The 14,273-nt window shown below is 66.7% G+C and carries 16 protein-coding genes; 8 read left to right on the top strand and 8 right to left on the bottom strand.

What is annotated here, in order from left to right; genetic code table 11:
- Window positions 1-309: 309 nt before the first annotated feature.
- Window positions 310-1,203: a LysR family transcriptional regulator gene (locus CIW53_RS02965; protein WP_149363196.1), complete on the bottom strand. Its 894-nt coding sequence runs from the start codon at window positions 1,201-1,203 to the stop codon at window positions 310-312.
- 101 nt (window positions 1,204-1,304) lie between these two features.
- On the opposite strand from CIW53_RS02965, the gene CIW53_RS02960 reads away from it, so the two are divergent.
- From CIW53_RS02960 to CIW53_RS02945, 4 genes are all read left to right on the top strand, one after another.
- Entirely contained in the window at window positions 1,305-2,342 is a 1,038-nt protein-coding gene (locus tag CIW53_RS02960; protein ID WP_149363195.1) for a putative sulfate exporter family transporter, read from the top strand.
- 137 nt (window positions 2,343-2,479) lie between these two features.
- The gene (locus CIW53_RS02955) at window positions 2,480-3,421 is read left to right on the top strand and encodes an ornithine cyclodeaminase family protein (protein ID WP_149363194.1); all 942 of its coding nucleotides are present in this window, start codon (window positions 2,480-2,482) and stop codon (window positions 3,419-3,421) included.
- A gap of 95 nt (window positions 3,422-3,516) precedes the next feature.
- Complete coding sequence (locus tag CIW53_RS02950) at window positions 3,517-4,359, top strand: PP2C family serine/threonine-protein phosphatase (protein ID WP_149363193.1); 843 nt, start codon at window positions 3,517-3,519, stop codon at window positions 4,357-4,359.
- 25 nt (window positions 4,360-4,384) lie between these two features.
- Window positions 4,385-5,350 (top strand): LysM domain-containing protein, encoded by a 966-nt coding sequence (locus CIW53_RS02945; protein WP_149363192.1) that lies wholly within the window; start codon window positions 4,385-4,387, stop codon window positions 5,348-5,350.
- Between the two features lie 23 nt (window positions 5,351-5,373).
- Here the strand turns inward: CIW53_RS02945 and CIW53_RS02940 are convergent, their stop codons facing one another.
- Together CIW53_RS02940 and CIW53_RS17860 are read right to left on the bottom strand one after the other, a co-directional pair.
- Complete coding sequence (locus tag CIW53_RS02940) at window positions 5,374-7,089, bottom strand: serine/threonine-protein kinase (RefSeq protein ID WP_149363191.1); 1,716 nt, start codon at window positions 7,087-7,089, stop codon at window positions 5,374-5,376.
- A 10-nt stretch (window positions 7,090-7,099) separates the two neighbouring features.
- Complete coding sequence (locus tag CIW53_RS17860; RefSeq protein ID WP_242451761.1) at window positions 7,100-7,408, bottom strand: FHA domain-containing protein; 309 nt, start codon at window positions 7,406-7,408, stop codon at window positions 7,100-7,102.
- On the opposite strand from CIW53_RS17860, the gene CIW53_RS17855 reads away from it, so the two are divergent.
- On the top strand, window positions 7,322-7,627 hold the full coding sequence (locus tag CIW53_RS17855; RefSeq protein ID WP_242451765.1) for a hypothetical protein: 306 nt from the start codon (window positions 7,322-7,324) through the stop codon (window positions 7,625-7,627). The two genes, CIW53_RS17860 and CIW53_RS17855, sit on opposite strands and share 87 nt — an antisense overlap.
- Before the next feature lie 313 nt (window positions 7,628-7,940).
- Here CIW53_RS17855 and CIW53_RS02930 read toward each other — a convergent pair whose 3' ends face one another.
- Together CIW53_RS02930 and tsaB are read right to left on the bottom strand one after the other, a co-directional pair.
- Entirely contained in the window at window positions 7,941-8,798 is an 858-nt protein-coding gene (locus CIW53_RS02930) for a class I SAM-dependent methyltransferase (RefSeq protein WP_149363189.1), read from the bottom strand.
- A gap of 36 nt (window positions 8,799-8,834) precedes the next feature.
- Window positions 8,835-9,527: a tRNA (adenosine(37)-N6)-threonylcarbamoyltransferase complex dimerization subunit type 1 TsaB gene (gene tsaB / locus CIW53_RS02925; RefSeq protein ID WP_149363188.1), complete on the bottom strand. Its 693-nt coding sequence runs from the start codon at window positions 9,525-9,527 to the stop codon at window positions 8,835-8,837.
- Window positions 9,528-9,702: 175 nt separating this feature from the next.
- On the opposite strand from tsaB, the gene CIW53_RS02920 reads away from it, so the two are divergent.
- From CIW53_RS02920 to lepB, 3 genes are all read left to right on the top strand, one after another.
- Entirely contained in the window at window positions 9,703-10,071 is a 369-nt protein-coding gene (locus tag CIW53_RS02920) for a nuclear transport factor 2 family protein (protein WP_149363187.1), read from the top strand.
- Between the two features lie 146 nt (window positions 10,072-10,217).
- The gene (locus CIW53_RS02915) at window positions 10,218-11,084 is read left to right on the top strand and encodes a helix-turn-helix transcriptional regulator (RefSeq protein WP_197736607.1); all 867 of its coding nucleotides are present in this window, start codon (window positions 10,218-10,220) and stop codon (window positions 11,082-11,084) included.
- 91 nt (window positions 11,085-11,175) lie between these two features.
- Entirely contained in the window at window positions 11,176-11,850 is a 675-nt protein-coding gene (lepB, locus tag CIW53_RS02910; RefSeq protein ID WP_149363186.1) for a signal peptidase I, read from the top strand.
- A 294-nt stretch (window positions 11,851-12,144) separates the two neighbouring features.
- Here lepB and CIW53_RS02905 read toward each other — a convergent pair whose 3' ends face one another.
- Genes CIW53_RS02905 through CIW53_RS02895 form a run of 3 tightly spaced genes read right to left on the bottom strand, consistent with a single transcriptional unit; the run spans window position 12,145 to window position 14,191 of the window.
- Complete coding sequence (locus tag CIW53_RS02905) at window positions 12,145-12,756, bottom strand: hydrolase (protein ID WP_149363185.1); 612 nt, start codon at window positions 12,754-12,756, stop codon at window positions 12,145-12,147.
- Window positions 12,753-13,265 carry a cupin domain-containing protein gene (locus CIW53_RS02900; protein ID WP_149363184.1) on the bottom strand — a complete coding sequence of 171 codons (513 nt, stop codon included), beginning with the start codon at window positions 13,263-13,265 and terminating at the stop codon, window positions 12,753-12,755. The genes CIW53_RS02905 and CIW53_RS02900 overlap by 4 nt, the downstream gene beginning before the upstream one ends.
- On the bottom strand, window positions 13,262-14,191 hold the full coding sequence (locus CIW53_RS02895) for an alpha/beta hydrolase (RefSeq protein WP_149363183.1): 930 nt from the start codon (window positions 14,189-14,191) through the stop codon (window positions 13,262-13,264). The genes CIW53_RS02900 and CIW53_RS02895 overlap by 4 nt, the downstream gene beginning before the upstream one ends.
- Between the last annotated feature and the right edge of the window lie 82 nt (window positions 14,192-14,273).

Here is a 14,273-nt window from a genome sequence, read left to right as displayed (position 1 = left end):
CGCATCCAACGATCGCCCACTCTCCGTTCTCCCTGAGCGTAGCGAAGCGAAGTCGAAGGGCGTCTTGCCCGAAAGCCCGAAGCTCTCGTGACGTCATTTCCCCAAAAGCGGGAACGCTTTGATCATCCTTTTTTGATTTTTCGAAAAACGACCAGGTCGATTCCAGCATTCGCGGAATGACGGCTTGGGGGGGGGGGCGGTTATGCGATGACTTCCGGGGATTGGCGGCCCTTCGACTTCGCTTCGCTACGTTCAGGGAGAACGGACTGAAGCGACGCAGAAGCATGTAACGCCTCCGAATCGAATGTCTCACCCCACCCCATCGACACCGGTGCTTTCGAGAAACGCATCCAGCAACGCGCCGCGATATTTCTGCCGGTGCAGCAGCAGCGAAAGCTTGCGGCGCAGGTCGAGGAACGGGGTTTTCAGTGCCTTCAACCGCCCCGTCGCCAGCGCGTCGGTCACGGCCACCGCGGGCAGGCAGGCGATGCCGAGGCCGGCCACCACGGCCTGCTTGATCGCCTCGATCTGATCCAGTTCCAACACGGTTTCGCCCGGTGGCAACTGCGCCAGCACGCGCTCGCTGGTGGCGCGCGTGGCCGAGCCGGGCTCACGCAACACCCAGCGCGCGCCCGCGAAATCGGCTGGCCTGAGGCTGCGCTTGCGCGCCAGCGGATGTTCCGGCGGCGCGCAGACCACCAGCAGATCGTCGCGCCACGGGTGCACTTCCAGCAGCGGATGCGCCACCGGCCCCTCGACGCAGCCGATGTCGAGGCTGTGATCGAGCATGCCGGCGGCGATCGCCTCGGTGTTTGCCACGCGCAGGCGGATCGCCACCTGTGGATGCACGCGCACAAAGGTGCCGAGAAGCTCGCCGACGCGGTAATTGCCGACCGTGTTGCTGGCACCGATGCGCAACTCGCCGCTCAGCGCCGCGCCGTCCTCGCGGCCGCGGCGGCCGAATTCGGCATGTCGCTCCAGCAGTTCCTGCGCCAGCGGCAGCAGCTCGCGGCCGCGCGCATTCAGTCGCAACCGGCCGCGTTCGCGCGCGAATACCGGAGCATCCAGCTGCCGTTCCATCTCCGCCAGCGCCATGCTGGCCGCCGGCTGGGTCAGGTGCAGGCGCTCGGCGGCGGCACGCACGCTGCCGTGCAGCGCGATCTGCACGAAGACCTCCAGCTGGCGCGGGCTGATATTGATCATTGGCCGATCTTATCAGTTCGACTTATACATCCAATCACATATTTCAAATTTTCCTGATTGATGGGCGAGCGCACAATGGCGTGATTACCGGAGCCCACGTCATGAATGCAGCCCCCTCCATCGACACTCCATCGCTTCTTCGACAACGTGCCCCCGGCCTGCTGCTGGCGATTGCCATCGGCCTGCTCGCCCTCTTGCTCGGACGCTGGGCGCCGCTGATCGGCGGACCGGTGATCGGCATCGTGCTGGGCATCCTGGTGCGCAACCTGCTGTCGCCGGGCGTGCGCTACACCCCTGGCATCGCCTTCACCGGCAAGAAGGTGCTGCAGTGGTCGATCATCGCGCTGGGCTTCGGGCTCAGCCTCGATCAGGTGGCGAAGACCGGCCTGGAATCGCTGTCGGTGACCCTGGTGACGATGACCGTGGCTTTCCTCGCCGCGTGGCTGCTGGGCCGCTGGCTCGGCGTGCACGACAAGCTGAAGATCCTGATCGGTGTGGGCACCGCGATCTGCGGCGGTTCGGCGATCGCCGCGGTGACCCCGATCATCCGTCCGGACGACCACGATACCGCGTTCGCGATCTCCACCATCTTCCTGTTCAACCTGATCGCGGTACTGTTGTTCCCGCTGCTCGGCCACCTGATGCACATGAGCGACCTCGGCTTCGGCCTTTGGGCCGGCACCGCGATCAACGACACCTCGTCCGTTGTCGCCGCCGGCTACAGCTACAGCCACGCTGCCGGCGACTACGCCACCATCGTCAAGCTGACCCGCGCCACGCTGATCATCCCGGTCTGCCTGGTGCTCGCTTTCGTCGTCGCCGCGCGCGAAAAGCGCAGGCATGCCGAAGCCGGCAGCGCCGGCCATTTCAGCCTCGCCAGCATCTTTCCGTGGTTCATCCTGTGGTTCCTGGTCGCCTCGGCCGTCGGCACCGCGGGGCTGATCCCGGTGGCCATCCAGCCGTCCATTCACCTGCTGGCGGAGTTCATGATCATCGTCGCGCTCACCGCCATCGGCCTGTCCGCCGATCTGCGCAAGATGATCTCCAGCGGCGCACGGCCGATCCTGCTCGGGCTGGGCGTGTGGATCGCCGTGGCGGTGAGCAGCCTGCTGGTGCAGTGGGTGATCGGGCAACTGTGACGCTCCGCCCACCCTCGCCGCGCGAGTTGTCCGGCAGCCAGCGAACGCGCAAGATCATGTGCGTCGAAGGCAGGTGGAAATGCCTGGGCGCGCGATACTGCAGCCAGTGACGGACCGGGAAAGAGGGCGGTTGCGCGATGAGAGTGATCGAACGCGAAGAGGTGGCAGGGCGCCTGACCTACGACGCATGCATCCCGATCATCAGGCAGGCGATGGTCGCTCTTTCCGATGGCGAGACGCGCCAGCTCCCGCGGTCGATCATTCCGCTGGCTCAAGGGCACTTGTTTGGAATCATGCCTGGTGCCCTGGGCGAAAGCGCACCCTTCGGGGCAAAGCTGATCAGCATCTATCCGGAGAACTTCGCCCACGGCCGGCAGTCCCATCAGGGACTGATAGTCCTGTTCGAACCTGAAACCGGAGAGCCTGTCTGCGTGGTCCATGCAGGCGAGGTCACGGCCATCCGCACTGCCGCGGCGAGCGCTGTCGCCACGGACGCCCTCGCACGTCCGGACGCTCGCCATCTGGCGATTCTGGGTTATGGCGAGCAGGCGGCAACCCACGCAAGGGCGCTGCTGAGAGTACGCAACATTCAATCCGTGCGGGTGTGGGGACGCGACATGAAACGCGCGGAGGCATTCTGCCAGCGCATGAGCGCCGAGCTTGGCGTGCCTTTCGGCAGCGCAGCCGAGGTGGAAGACCTGGTGAGCGATGCCGACATCATCTGTACCGTCACCAGCGCCCGCGAGCCGGTCCTGAAAGGAGCCTGGGTGCGCCCGGGCACGCACGTCAACCTTGTCGGTTCCAGTGTGGCCGGACCCGCCGAGGTCGACACGGATCTCGTCGCCCGATCGCGCTTTATCGCCGACAGCCGTGAAAACGTGCTGCGCCAGGGCGCCGAATTTCTGAGAGCGAAAGAAGCCGGTGCGATCGACGACGACCATGTCGTTGCGGAGATCGGCCAAGTCCTGGCAGGCAGCATCGCGGGCCGGCGATCCGATGCCGACATCACGGTTTACAAATCGCTTGGCCACGTGGTGCAGGATCTGGCATGCGCATGGGTGCTCTACAGCAGGCTGTAAATGCCGTGGGGAAATGGCTGCCAAGGCTATACTCCGCGACAAACCATGCAGGCCCGTCTCCGCAACGCGGGCGCCATATCGGGGGCTGGCTGACGATGGACAAGCATATCGACACCTGCACGTTGCCGCTGGTCGCCGCCGGGCGTGCGCGCGGCGGCCGCCCGACGCAGCAGGACGATCTGATCTGCCTGCACGACCCCGAGCAGGACGCGCGACTGCTGGTGCTGGCCGACGGCATGGGTGGCGACGGGGCCGGCGAGCTGGCTTCCGCGGGCGTCGTCGCTGTCGTCCGCAGGCTGTGGGAACAAGGCCTGTGGCGCGAACAGCCGGGAGCGCTGTTTCTCGAGACGTTGTGCCAGGACGCCCACGCCGAACTGCGCGAGCGCGGCCGCGGCCTGGCCAGCGGCGAGCCGCATTCGACCGTGGTGGCCTTGCTGATGAAGGGTGCTCGCGCGTACTGGGCCCACGTGGGCGACAGCCGTTTGTATCGTTTCCAGGGGCGGCGCTGCCTGGACTGCACCGAGGATCACAGCGTGGGCCAGCTCAGGGTTCGCCGCGGCGAACTGGCCGCCGACCAGCTGGCCAGCGACCCGGCGCAGCACAAGTTGCTGCGGGGGCTGGGCGGATCGCAGCCCCCGCAGGTGGACCACGGCGGCGCCATGCTGCGTCCGGGCCAGACTTTCGCCCTGTGCAGCGATGGTGTCTGGGAATCCCTGTCGACGCATGAACTGGGTCGGCTCACGCGCCGCCGCGATCAGCATGACTCCTTGCACGAGGCGCTGGCACAAGCGGTGGAACGCGGCGGCGAGTCGGGTGACAACGTGGCGTTGATCTTTGCTCGGGTAGGTTGGAATGAATGGTTGTCCCGATGCAGCCGTCGGCTGTGGCCGGCCAGATCCGGCGGCCTCGCTGGCGGGCGGCGTGATGCGGCAGCCTGACAGCAGGACCGACGGAGCACAGTGCATGGCATCAAGGCAAGTCTGGATCAACCACCGGCGATGGCAACGATCGATCCGGATCGCGCCGCTGCTGGCCATGCTGATCGTGTGCGGTTGTGCGCAAGTGAACAAGCGAGTCGGCGAGCGGCTGATCCGCCCCAGCGCGGTAGTCACGCCAGCGGCTGCGTCGCGAAGAACGACGGCACCGCCTGCCGCTGACCTGTCGCTCGCGGCGATCGTCAACGACGAGCTTCAGCACGGGCACTATGCGGCGGGCGAAACGGCGCTGCGTCGGTACCTGGCGCAGCATCCGCGCGACCGATCCGCCGAGGCCATGCTGCGCCAGCTGACCGTCGATCCCGAACAACGCCTCGGCCGCGAGTCGCAGGCCCATGTGGTGGAGGCGGGCGACTCGTACAGCACGCTGGCCGCGCGTTACCTGGGTGACGCCGGCCTGTTTTTGATCCTGGCCCGCTACAACCACTCGGCCGATCCCTCCCTGCTGCAGGTGGGCGAGACGGTGCGCTTGCCCATGGCGGCCACTGGCGTTTCGGCGCCGACGGTCGCCACCGGGCCCGGTGTCGACGGCAGCGATCGTGGGGCTGCCGCCGGGACGACGGTCGACGGGACGCCCTCGATCCCGCAAAGCACCGCGTCAGGCGCGGAAGCAGCGGCGGCAAAAGCGCAACGGCTGCAACGGGAAAGCGTGGCGCTGCTCGACCACGGGCACAAGCAACAGGCGCTGGCGCGCCTCGACCAGGCGCTGGTCATCGAACCGCAGTTGAAGCCGAGCGGTAGCGATGCAGTGTCCCTGCGCAACGAGCTGGTGACCTCATTCCATCAGCGTGCGATCGTGCTGTACCGCGACCAGCAGCTGGACCCGGCCATCGCGCTGTGGAATCGGGTGCTGGCCATCGACCCGAACTACGAGCCGGCCGTCATCTACCGGACCCGCGCACTCGAACTCAAGCGCCGACTCAAGCAGTTCTGACGTCAAGGTGTCTGCGCGTCGGATCAGCCTGACGCGGGCGGCGCATCGTCGTCACGAACCGGCACGGACAGGATTTGCCTGGGTCGTGCAACATCATCGGCCGCGCCATCCGATGCGGTTTGTCTGGCACGGCGGGGGCGGCTCTGCAGGGCGCTGTTCATCAGATTGAAAACGGCGAAAAGCCGGCCCAGTTCATCCCGGCGAACCAGCCGGATGCGGTAACGGAAGTCGCCCCGCGCCACCCTGAGCAGGGCGCTGCCGAGCACGTCGAGCAAGGCCAGCAGCCGTCGCGACATCCACCAAGCCGCGCCGACCACCGCGGCGAGCGTCGCCAGCAGCACGGCAACGATGACCCACAACGTGGTTTTCCGGGCCGCGCGCAGCGGCGCATCGCTGACCCCGAGGCGCAGCTCGCCCACCGTTGCCACCTGATAACGAACCGGCACGTCGAACACCAGCATGTCGTCCTGGTTTGCGCTGTCGGCGAGGTGGCCGCGATAGCTCTTGACGTCGCCGGCCTGCATCGGCGCCGGCGGCCCGACCAAGGCAGGCAGTCGGTGGCCGACTTGTTCCGGTTGGGTACTGGCGATGACTTCGCCGTAGCGATCGGCGATGGCGAGATAATGGATCTGCTGATTGCGTGCCATGTCCTCGACCAGCGCACGCGTCGCGGCGCGATCGCCGAGCAGCAGATCCTCGGCCGATTCGCTGGCGACCATGCGCCCCAGCGAGCTGCCGAAATCCAGCGCCAGGCCGGTGATTGCCGCGTTCTGCTTGGCGTGGATGGCCGCCAGCCCGAGCAGCAGGGTCAGGCTCAGGACGGCACCGAGCACGCCGGTCCAGCGCAGTCGCAGCGAGATGATGCGGTTGGCCAGCGGCTTTTCGTGCAGGCGCTCGTACTCGCGACGGGCCATTCGCAGATCGCCGACGACCTCGCCACCGCGCTGATAGCGCGTGGCAGCGTCCGGCGCCAGCAAGGTGTGCACGATGTCGACCAGGATCGACGGCGTGGACGGATCGCGTGGCTGGATCGGCGGCCGGGGCAATCGCTGGCGTTCGAGAAGCATCCGTCGTGCACCATGGGTTTCCGCCCATGGCAGCTTGCCGACGACCAGCCAGTACAGCACCACGCCCAGCGAAAACAGATCGCTGCGCGCGTCAGTCGGCTCGCCGCGCAAATGCTCTGGCGCCATGTAGGCCGGAGTACCTCCAATCTCCGTGCGCGGGGCGTTGGGGTCGTCCCGCGACGCACGACATTCGGCGATGCCGAAGTCGTTGATCTTGGCGTGTTGCCAGCCGTCGGCCAGCATGATGTTCTCCGGCTTGATGTCGTGATGGACGACCCCATGGGCATGCGCGTAGTCGAGTGCGGCGGCGAGTTCGCCGGCCAGCTCGATGATCACCGGCAGCGGCGGAAACCCCTTGCGGGCGACCCGGCTGGCCAGCGTCTCGCCCGCCAGACGCTCCATGGCGATGTAGGCGCGGCCATCGTCGGCCTCCCCGGCATCGAAGATCGTGACGATATGAGGATGGGTGAGATGGCCCGCTGCCCTCGCCTCAGCCAGAAACCGGCGGCGGTAGCCGGGGTCGGCGGCGACCTCCTGGTGCAGGCATTTGATCGCCACCTCGCGCTCGATGCCCGGGTCGAAACCGGCGTAGACGACGGCCATGGTGCCCTCGCCGAGAACGCCATCGATGCGATAGCGGCCCACCTTGCGCGGTATGGCTTGCTCGCTCACGGTTTGGCCATCAAGCGAACCACCACGCCAGCGCCCCCAACCCGCCCAGCGTCAGCAACCCGAACCCGATCCAGCGCAGACGCATCCTGCCGGCAGCACCGCGCTCGCGGGTCAGAAACACGAACTCGGCCTGCCCCAGCCGGATGCGGTCGCCGTGTTTCAGCACGGCCTCGTGGATGCGCTTGTCGTTCACGAACGTGCCGTTGGTGGACAACGTGTTCATGATGACGTGGTGACCATGCTGATTGATGATCCATGCGTGGGACGACGAGACGCTCGGATCATCGATGACGATGTCGCTGTCGCCACCGCGACCGATGGTCTGCCTCCCCGAGCGCAGGGAGAAGCGCCGACCTTCAAGCCCTGCACCGACACCCTCGATGACCGGCTCGTGCACGCTGGCGCGACCATCTGGCGCAAGCCCGGTTTCGGCGGCGTACTGATGCAGTTCTTCAGCGGAAAACAGCTGCGTCCCTTGTGGCCCCGCTGTGCGTCGGCCGCCGGGGCGAGCTGGCGTTTGAACATCGCTATTCATTGAGAGGCTCAAGCTTCGAATCCTTCCGCCACTATAACCAACAACCCCACCCTGACGCGGGCAAAGCGTCTCGCCCCGATCGATGCCGCATCGGCGTGAACAACCGGGCGAACGGCACCCCGGTTGCCTGCGACCGCACCGAAGAGCATGCCGCTCAACGCGTGAAACCCGTCGTCACGCCGAAATCGCGGTCGCGCCATTGGGCGATCCCGACGCGGTCGGAGTGGCGCCCGCCATCCTGCACCGCCCCCGGCTTGGTCGATCCCGATGCCTCACCAGCGCCATCTTGCCGTGCAGCTACGCCAACCGCCGTCGTTCAAATGCGGCGAAACACGGCGGGTCGATGGATTTCCCACGGACCGACGACCTGCAGCCAGTCCTCCTGCGCCACGGTCGCGGTGCAGGGTCCGAGCGTGCAGATGCGAATTTCGCGCGCGGCTGCCTGCACCTTCAACAGGCCCAGCACGTCGCGCAGCATCGAGCCCTCGAACGGCGTGTACAGGTAGAACACCGTGCCGGCCGACAGATCAGCCGCCCGCACATCGCCCTGCACGAACGTCACTTGATCGAGGTTCAGCGCCTGCGCGCAGCGCCGCGCGCATTCGACGCGGGCCGCCTCCCACTCGATGCCGATGCAGCGTGCGCCGGTACAGATGGAAGCCAGCAGGGGAACATGACCCAGCCCCGAACCCAGATCGATCAGCACGTCCCGCCGATCCAGTGCAGCGCGCGCAAGCATGTCGAAGACATGCCGTGCCGGCGTGGGCTGGTAGAACACCATCTCCGCCGCCAGCCCGGCAAGCCGGGCTTCGGGCTCGTCGATCTGCAGGATGCCGCTGACCAGGGCATCGAGATAGTCGTAGCTGTCCCCGCGGATCTGCACCTCCGTATCGGCTGCGCCCGCCCATTCGAGCAATCCGTGCGCACCCACGCCACGCTGGATGTCCTGGCGAATGCCTTGGCAAAGCCGACCGTCGACAGCCTCAAGCTCGGCACACAAAGCCTCGACGCGATCGCGCAGTTCCGCTTCCACCGCCGGTTCGCACGGCGAACCGCACGAACGCCAGGTTTCCAGGCGATCGAGCACGTCGCCGCGCTCGCGCAATCGACCCGGCTCGCGCAGTGCGCGATCGTGCTCCAGCTCATTGATGAAGGCGTGAAGCGCGCGGCTCATCCGTCGGTCATTCCTGCGCCTGCTGAAGCCGCCAACTCAAGCCTTGCCCTGCTCCACCAGCGTCAACGCCACCTTGTCGCGCAGATACACCGGCAAGGCCAGTTCCGGTGCATGTACATGGCCGGCCTGGAACTCGCGCAGCGCCAGCTCGGCGACATGCGCCGCCTGCGGATAGCGCATGCCATCGGCCGAGTGCAGGATGCCGGTGAGGCGCTGGCTCAGCGCGGTGGCGTAGGTGGCCCAGCCGCTGCCGACCACCTGCCAGGCGCCGGCCTCGGGCAAAAGCAGCGTCTCGGCGGTGCAGATGCGTTCGTCATCCAGCGCGACCAGGCCGCCGTTGTCATCCCGGCGATAGCTGGCGGCGTAGAGCTCGCCCATGCGCGCGTCGATCACGGCGAGGATGGCGGTGCCCTCTTCTTCCGGCGCTTCCAGCGCCAGCGCGGCGAGCGAAGAGATGGTGATCACCGGCAGGTCCAGCGCGAGCGCCATGCCCTGCGCCAGCGAAACGGCGAGGCGCACGCCGGTGAAGGCGCCGGGCCCGCGGCCCACCGCGATCGCGTCCAGCGCGTGACGGCCGATGCCGGCTTCGGCCAGCAGTTCGTCGGCCATCGGCAGCACCAGCTCGGTGTGCCGGCGCGGCGCGATCTCGCTGCGGGCGATCAGCTCGTTGCCGTGGATCAAGGCGACGGAGCAGGCTTCGGTGGCGGTTTCGATCGCTAGCAGGTTCATGATTTGCCCATGATAGCGGCTGACGGCTCGGTCGACGTGGGTACGCAGGCACGCCAAAGGCCGCCGCCTGCGAGGCGTTGTCCATGCCATTGCATTCCATTACCTCCAAGGTAATCGCCTGACGCTCGCAGTGCCCGCAAGCTGTGACCACACCCACAGCAAAGGAGTACATGCCATGAGCACCACCCGCCAACTCGTCGAGACCTACCTGCAGGGCTGGAACGAGACCGACCCGCTGCGCCGCCGCGCACTGATCGAAGAGGTCTACGCCGAACACGCCGCCTATACCGACCCGATGATCGAGGCGCGCGGCTGGGAGGCCATCGACGCCACCATCAGCGCGGTGCAGAACATGTTCCCCGGCCACGTCTTCCGCCTCGCCGGCGACGTCGACGCACACCATGACATCGTCCGTTTCCACTGGCACCTGGCCGAACCCGGTGCGGACGAGCCGCTGGTGATCGGCTTCGACGTTGCAGTGCTGGACGAGGGTCGCATCCGCCAGGTGCACGGCTTCCTCGACAAGGTGCCGGTCGCCGCCTGAGCCCCATGGCGGCGGCCCGCAGCCGCCGCCCTTCCCGCCACAACCCGAGAGGACGTTCGCATGAGCCACTTCGAGACCAGCGACCGCACCCGCCTGTCCTGCCGCAACCGGGTTAGCGGCCAGCCCATCCCCCGGGCCGCCGCATGATGTCGACGTCGCCCGCACACCACGGCATCGGCGCGCACTGGCATCATCACGCCATGAATGCCCAGCCTACCGACATCTCGCGTCCCGTCGGCGACCTGTTGCGCGAATGGCGCCGCCATCGCCGCCTGAGCCAACTCGACCTCGCCACCGGCGCCGAAATCTCCACCCGGCACTTGAGCTTCGTCGAGTCGGGCCGTTCGCAACCGAGTCGCGACATGATCCTGCACCTGGCTGAGTACCTCGATCTGCCGTTGCGCGAACGCAACGCCCTGCTGGGTGCCGCTGGCTTCGCGCCGGCCTTCAAGGAACGGCCGCTGGACGATCCCGCACTCGCCAGCGCCCGCCACACCATCGATCTGCTGCTGAAAGGTCTGGAGCCGTATCCAGCACTCGCCGTCGATCGCTACTGGCAACTCGTCGCCAGCAACCAGGCCACGCTGCGCCTGCTGGGCGGCGTGCTGCCCGAACTGCTGCAACCGCCGATCAACGTACTGCGCCTGAGCCTGCACCCTGCCGGCCTCGCCCCACGTATCCGCAACCTCGGGCAATGGCGCGCGCATCTGCTGCACCGTCTGCGTCAGCAGATCGACGCCAGCCACGACCCGCAACTGATCGCCCTGTTGCGCGAATTGCAGGCACTGCCTGCTCCCGCACTCGATGCCACCACCGAAGTCAGCACGCCCTCCGCCATCGCCGTACCGATGCTGCTGGACGTCGATGGGGTCGTGCTCTCCATGCTCAGCACCACCACCGTGTTTGGCAGCCCGGTCGACATCACGCTCGCCGAACTGGCGCTGGAAGCCTTCGTGCCGGCCGACGCGGAAACGGCAGAGCGGTTGCGCGAGATGGCCCCGTCGTCTGCGTGAAACTTCGCGCCGCGCGCACGGTCACTCCATCACCGGCCGCAACGACACGGCACGACTGAAACGCCAATCCGGCGAAGGACAAAGGGGACTCATGCGCGCGATCGCGAAGTTTCTGGCACGCAACAAGGGATTCATCACTTTCATGCTGTGCATGATCGTGTTCCGCAGCGCCGTGGCCGACTGGAACGTGGTGCCGACCGGTTCGATGCAACCCACCATCAAGATCGGCGACCGCATCCTGGTCGACAAGCTGGCCTACGACGTACGCGTGCCGCTGACCCACATCTCGTTGCTGCACCTGGCCGACCCGCAGCGCGGCGACATCGTGGTGCTCGATTCGCACGCCGCGCACGAACGGCTGGTCAAGCGCGTGATCGGCCTGCCCGGCGATCAGGTGGCGATGCGCGGCAACGTGCTCTTCATCAACGGCCATGCCGCCAGCTACACCGCCGGCAACTACAACGGCATCCACGACGACCTGCGCGATCCGGCGCACTACGACATCGAACGCTACGGCGCGATGCGCCACGCGATCCGCCTGTCCGACTACCGCCCGAGTCCTGCCAGCAACTTCGGCCCGGTGAGAGTTCCGCCCGGCCAGTACCTGCTGCTCGGCGACGACCGCGACAACAGCGAGGACTCGCGTTACCTCGGCTTCTTCCCGCGCCACGAAATCGTCGGCCGCGCCCATCACGTGGTCGCCTCGCTCGATCCGCAACACCATTACCTGCCACGCAGCGATCGCTTCGGCGCGGCGCTCGACTGAGCAGTTGCCGCCAGGTCGTCGCCGGCGGGCGGCATGTGTGAGTTGCCCCGATGGTGATGGGAATCCTGCCCCTCATCGTTGGCCAAACCGCCGCCCATGCCCATGCCGGCAGAGCCTCAACACGGCTTTGCGCGAGTGGGCGCGGTCGGCCATGAAAGCTTGCGCGGCGGACGGGATGTCGAGCCGGCGCAGTGGCATGCAGCACCGGCAACACCTCGATGGGCTTCGTCGGAGGAGGTCTGTATATCGCCTCGAAAGCTGCGCCCAGGGACACCCGGGTCCGCAAGGCGGCGGTCAGTGGCCGACCTCGGCAAACACGATGTCCGCGAAGCCTGGCGCGGTGCTCTCGCGGTTCCAGTCACGCTGAAGCTCGCACGCCAGCTGGATCCAGCTGATGGGGATGCCGCCTGCCTGGACGATGCGCTGCAGCCCGGCGCGATGGGCTTCCCGCGATGTGCCGCCCACGGCGTCGACCACCACGTAGACGTCGAAGCCCTCCTTCAACGCATCAAGTGCGGGAAAGACCAGGCAGACCTCGGTCCACAACGCGATCATGATCAGCTTTCTCCGGCCGGTCGCCTTGACGGCGGCGACGAAGTCGTCGTCTTCCCAGGCGTTGATCGAGGTGCGGTCGACGATGTTCACGCCGGTCAACAGGTCGGTAAGGGGGCGGATCATCGGCTGGTTGAGTCCTGTCGTCACGTTGACCGTCGAGAGCACGGTCGGGACGCCGTAGAGCTTTGCGGTGCGCGCCACCGCCACCACGTTGGCGACCAGGAGGCGTTTGTTCATCGAGGCGATGGAAGCGACCTGGACGGGCTGGAAGTCGATGATCAGCAGGGCCGCATTCTGTGCGGTCAGCATGTGATCGGTGACCGGATCACGTGGTGTCGTCGGTGAGGTCATGGCTGGCTTCCGTGGGTTGCTTGATTGGCCTTGGACTGGATTTCATAGCGCGTGTCGGTAGGCCCGTTGCCTGTGATGACGACGGCGACGGCCTCGCCCTCCGTGCGGGCGAAGTGCGGCATGTTTGCCGGCTCCGTATAGAAGCTGCCGGGACCCAGCGACTTCGAGCTAGCGTCGTCCGCCGTGCGGCCATATCCGAAATGCCAGGTCCCCGAAACGACCACCGCCGTGCGCTCGTCGCGATGTTCATGGGCAGCGATGCGCGTGTGTGCAGGCACCAGCAACTCTATGGTGTACATGCCGGGCCGTGTCGGGTCACCCACAAGCACGAGAGTGCGGATACCCGCCAAGCCCGAGGTGCCGGCGATGGCGCCGAGTGCCGGGTGCTGCGCTATCTCGCTGGCGGTCATCCGCCGCGCCCGCAAGGGCGGGCGAACATCCTGGCCGCAGGCGGCGTGGGCCATCAAGGCGATCTGGCAGGCAACGCAGGCCTTGAGGAGCGGGCTCATGGGGCGGCATCCACAAAGTCGCGCACCGCCGCGATCGTGGCCTTGGGCTGCTCTTCCATCAGCCAGTGGCCCGCATCGGGAATCACCTGACCGGTCACGTTGGTGGCGGTTGCGCGCATCACCACGGCCATCGTCGGCCCGAACGATTTCTCCCCACCGATCGCCAGCACCGGCATCGTCAGCTTGCCTTGCGCAAGAAAGGCCTGGTTGTCCCTGGCATCCTGATCGAACGCGGCGAACTGGGCGAATCCGGCATGCATGGCACCGGGCAAGGCATAGAGTTTGGCGTAGTGTTGGCGATCCGCTTCGGTGAAGCGGCGCGGATCGGCCGAGAATTCGTTCCAGAACCGGTCAAGATAAATGCGCTCGCGGCCGGCCACCAGACGCTCCATGTCCGGGCCACCGAAGTGGAAGTGCCAGAGCATGGGACTCTTCAGGATCTCGTCCCAGGGGCCGATCCCCGGAATGGGCGCATCCATGAGGACGAAGCGCCGAACCCGATCGCGATGCTCGGCCACGAAGGCGTAGCCGACCATGTTGCCGATGTCATGCGCGACCACGTCCGTGCGCTCCACCTTCAAGGCGTCCAGCAGGCCTGCCACGTCTTCGCCCTGGGTCTTCTTGTCGTAGCCGGTGGCCGGCTTGCTGGACAGCCCCAGGCCGCGAAGGTCAGGCACGATCACCCGGTGGTTGCGCACCAGCTCCGCGGCAAGCGGCTCCCACATGTCGCCGGTTTCACCATAGCCATGCAGCAGAATCACCGCCGGTCCCGTGCCGCCAACGCGGACGTGAAGGGTCACGCCGTTGGTGGCGATATCCCGCGTCTGGAAAGAAGGCGGAAAAGGTTTGACCTGGCCGATGGCTGCCGGCATCGCGGCGATCATCAGCAGGAGGGCCAGGCCGGCCAGTACAAGTGGGTTTCGCATGGCGGATCTCCAGGACCGATGGTCGACAGATGTTTGGCGAGAAAACGTGTGGACACGAGTTTTGCACCAGTGCAAAGTCGCC

Origin of the sequence: Rhodanobacter sp. T12-5 (genome assembly GCF_008329435.1) — a bacterium.
Classification (GTDB): domain Bacteria; phylum Pseudomonadota; class Gammaproteobacteria; order Xanthomonadales; family Rhodanobacteraceae; genus Rhodanobacter.
This window is presented reverse-complemented; position numbering and strand designations above follow the sequence as displayed.

Coding starts and splice junctions, on each gene's coding strand:
- CIW53_RS02965 (WP_149363196.1), bottom strand. CDS start 1,203: ATGATCAATATCAGCCCGCGCCAGCTGGAGGTCTTCGTGCAGATCGCG.
- CIW53_RS02960 (WP_149363195.1), top strand. CDS start 1,305: ATGAATGCAGCCCCCTCCATCGACACTCCATCGCTTCTTCGACAACGT.
- CIW53_RS02955 (WP_149363194.1), top strand. CDS start 2,480: ATGAGAGTGATCGAACGCGAAGAGGTGGCAGGGCGCCTGACCTACGAC.
- CIW53_RS02950 (WP_149363193.1), top strand. CDS start 3,517: ATGGACAAGCATATCGACACCTGCACGTTGCCGCTGGTCGCCGCCGGG.
- CIW53_RS02945 (WP_149363192.1), top strand. CDS start 4,385: ATGGCATCAAGGCAAGTCTGGATCAACCACCGGCGATGGCAACGATCG.
- CIW53_RS02930 (WP_149363189.1), bottom strand. CDS start 8,798: ATGAGCCGCGCGCTTCACGCCTTCATCAATGAGCTGGAGCACGATCGC.
- tsaB (WP_149363188.1), bottom strand. CDS start 9,527: ATGAACCTGCTAGCGATCGAAACCGCCACCGAAGCCTGCTCCGTCGCC.
- CIW53_RS02920 (WP_149363187.1), top strand. CDS start 9,703: ATGAGCACCACCCGCCAACTCGTCGAGACCTACCTGCAGGGCTGGAAC.
- CIW53_RS02915 (WP_197736607.1), top strand. CDS start 10,218: ATGTCGACGTCGCCCGCACACCACGGCATCGGCGCGCACTGGCATCAT.
- lepB (WP_149363186.1), top strand. CDS start 11,176: ATGCGCGCGATCGCGAAGTTTCTGGCACGCAACAAGGGATTCATCACT.
- CIW53_RS02905 (WP_149363185.1), bottom strand. CDS start 12,756: ATGACCTCACCGACGACACCACGTGATCCGGTCACCGATCACATGCTG.
- CIW53_RS02900 (WP_149363184.1), bottom strand. CDS start 13,265: ATGAGCCCGCTCCTCAAGGCCTGCGTTGCCTGCCAGATCGCCTTGATG.
- CIW53_RS02895 (WP_149363183.1), bottom strand. CDS start 14,191: ATGCGAAACCCACTTGTACTGGCCGGCCTGGCCCTCCTGCTGATGATC.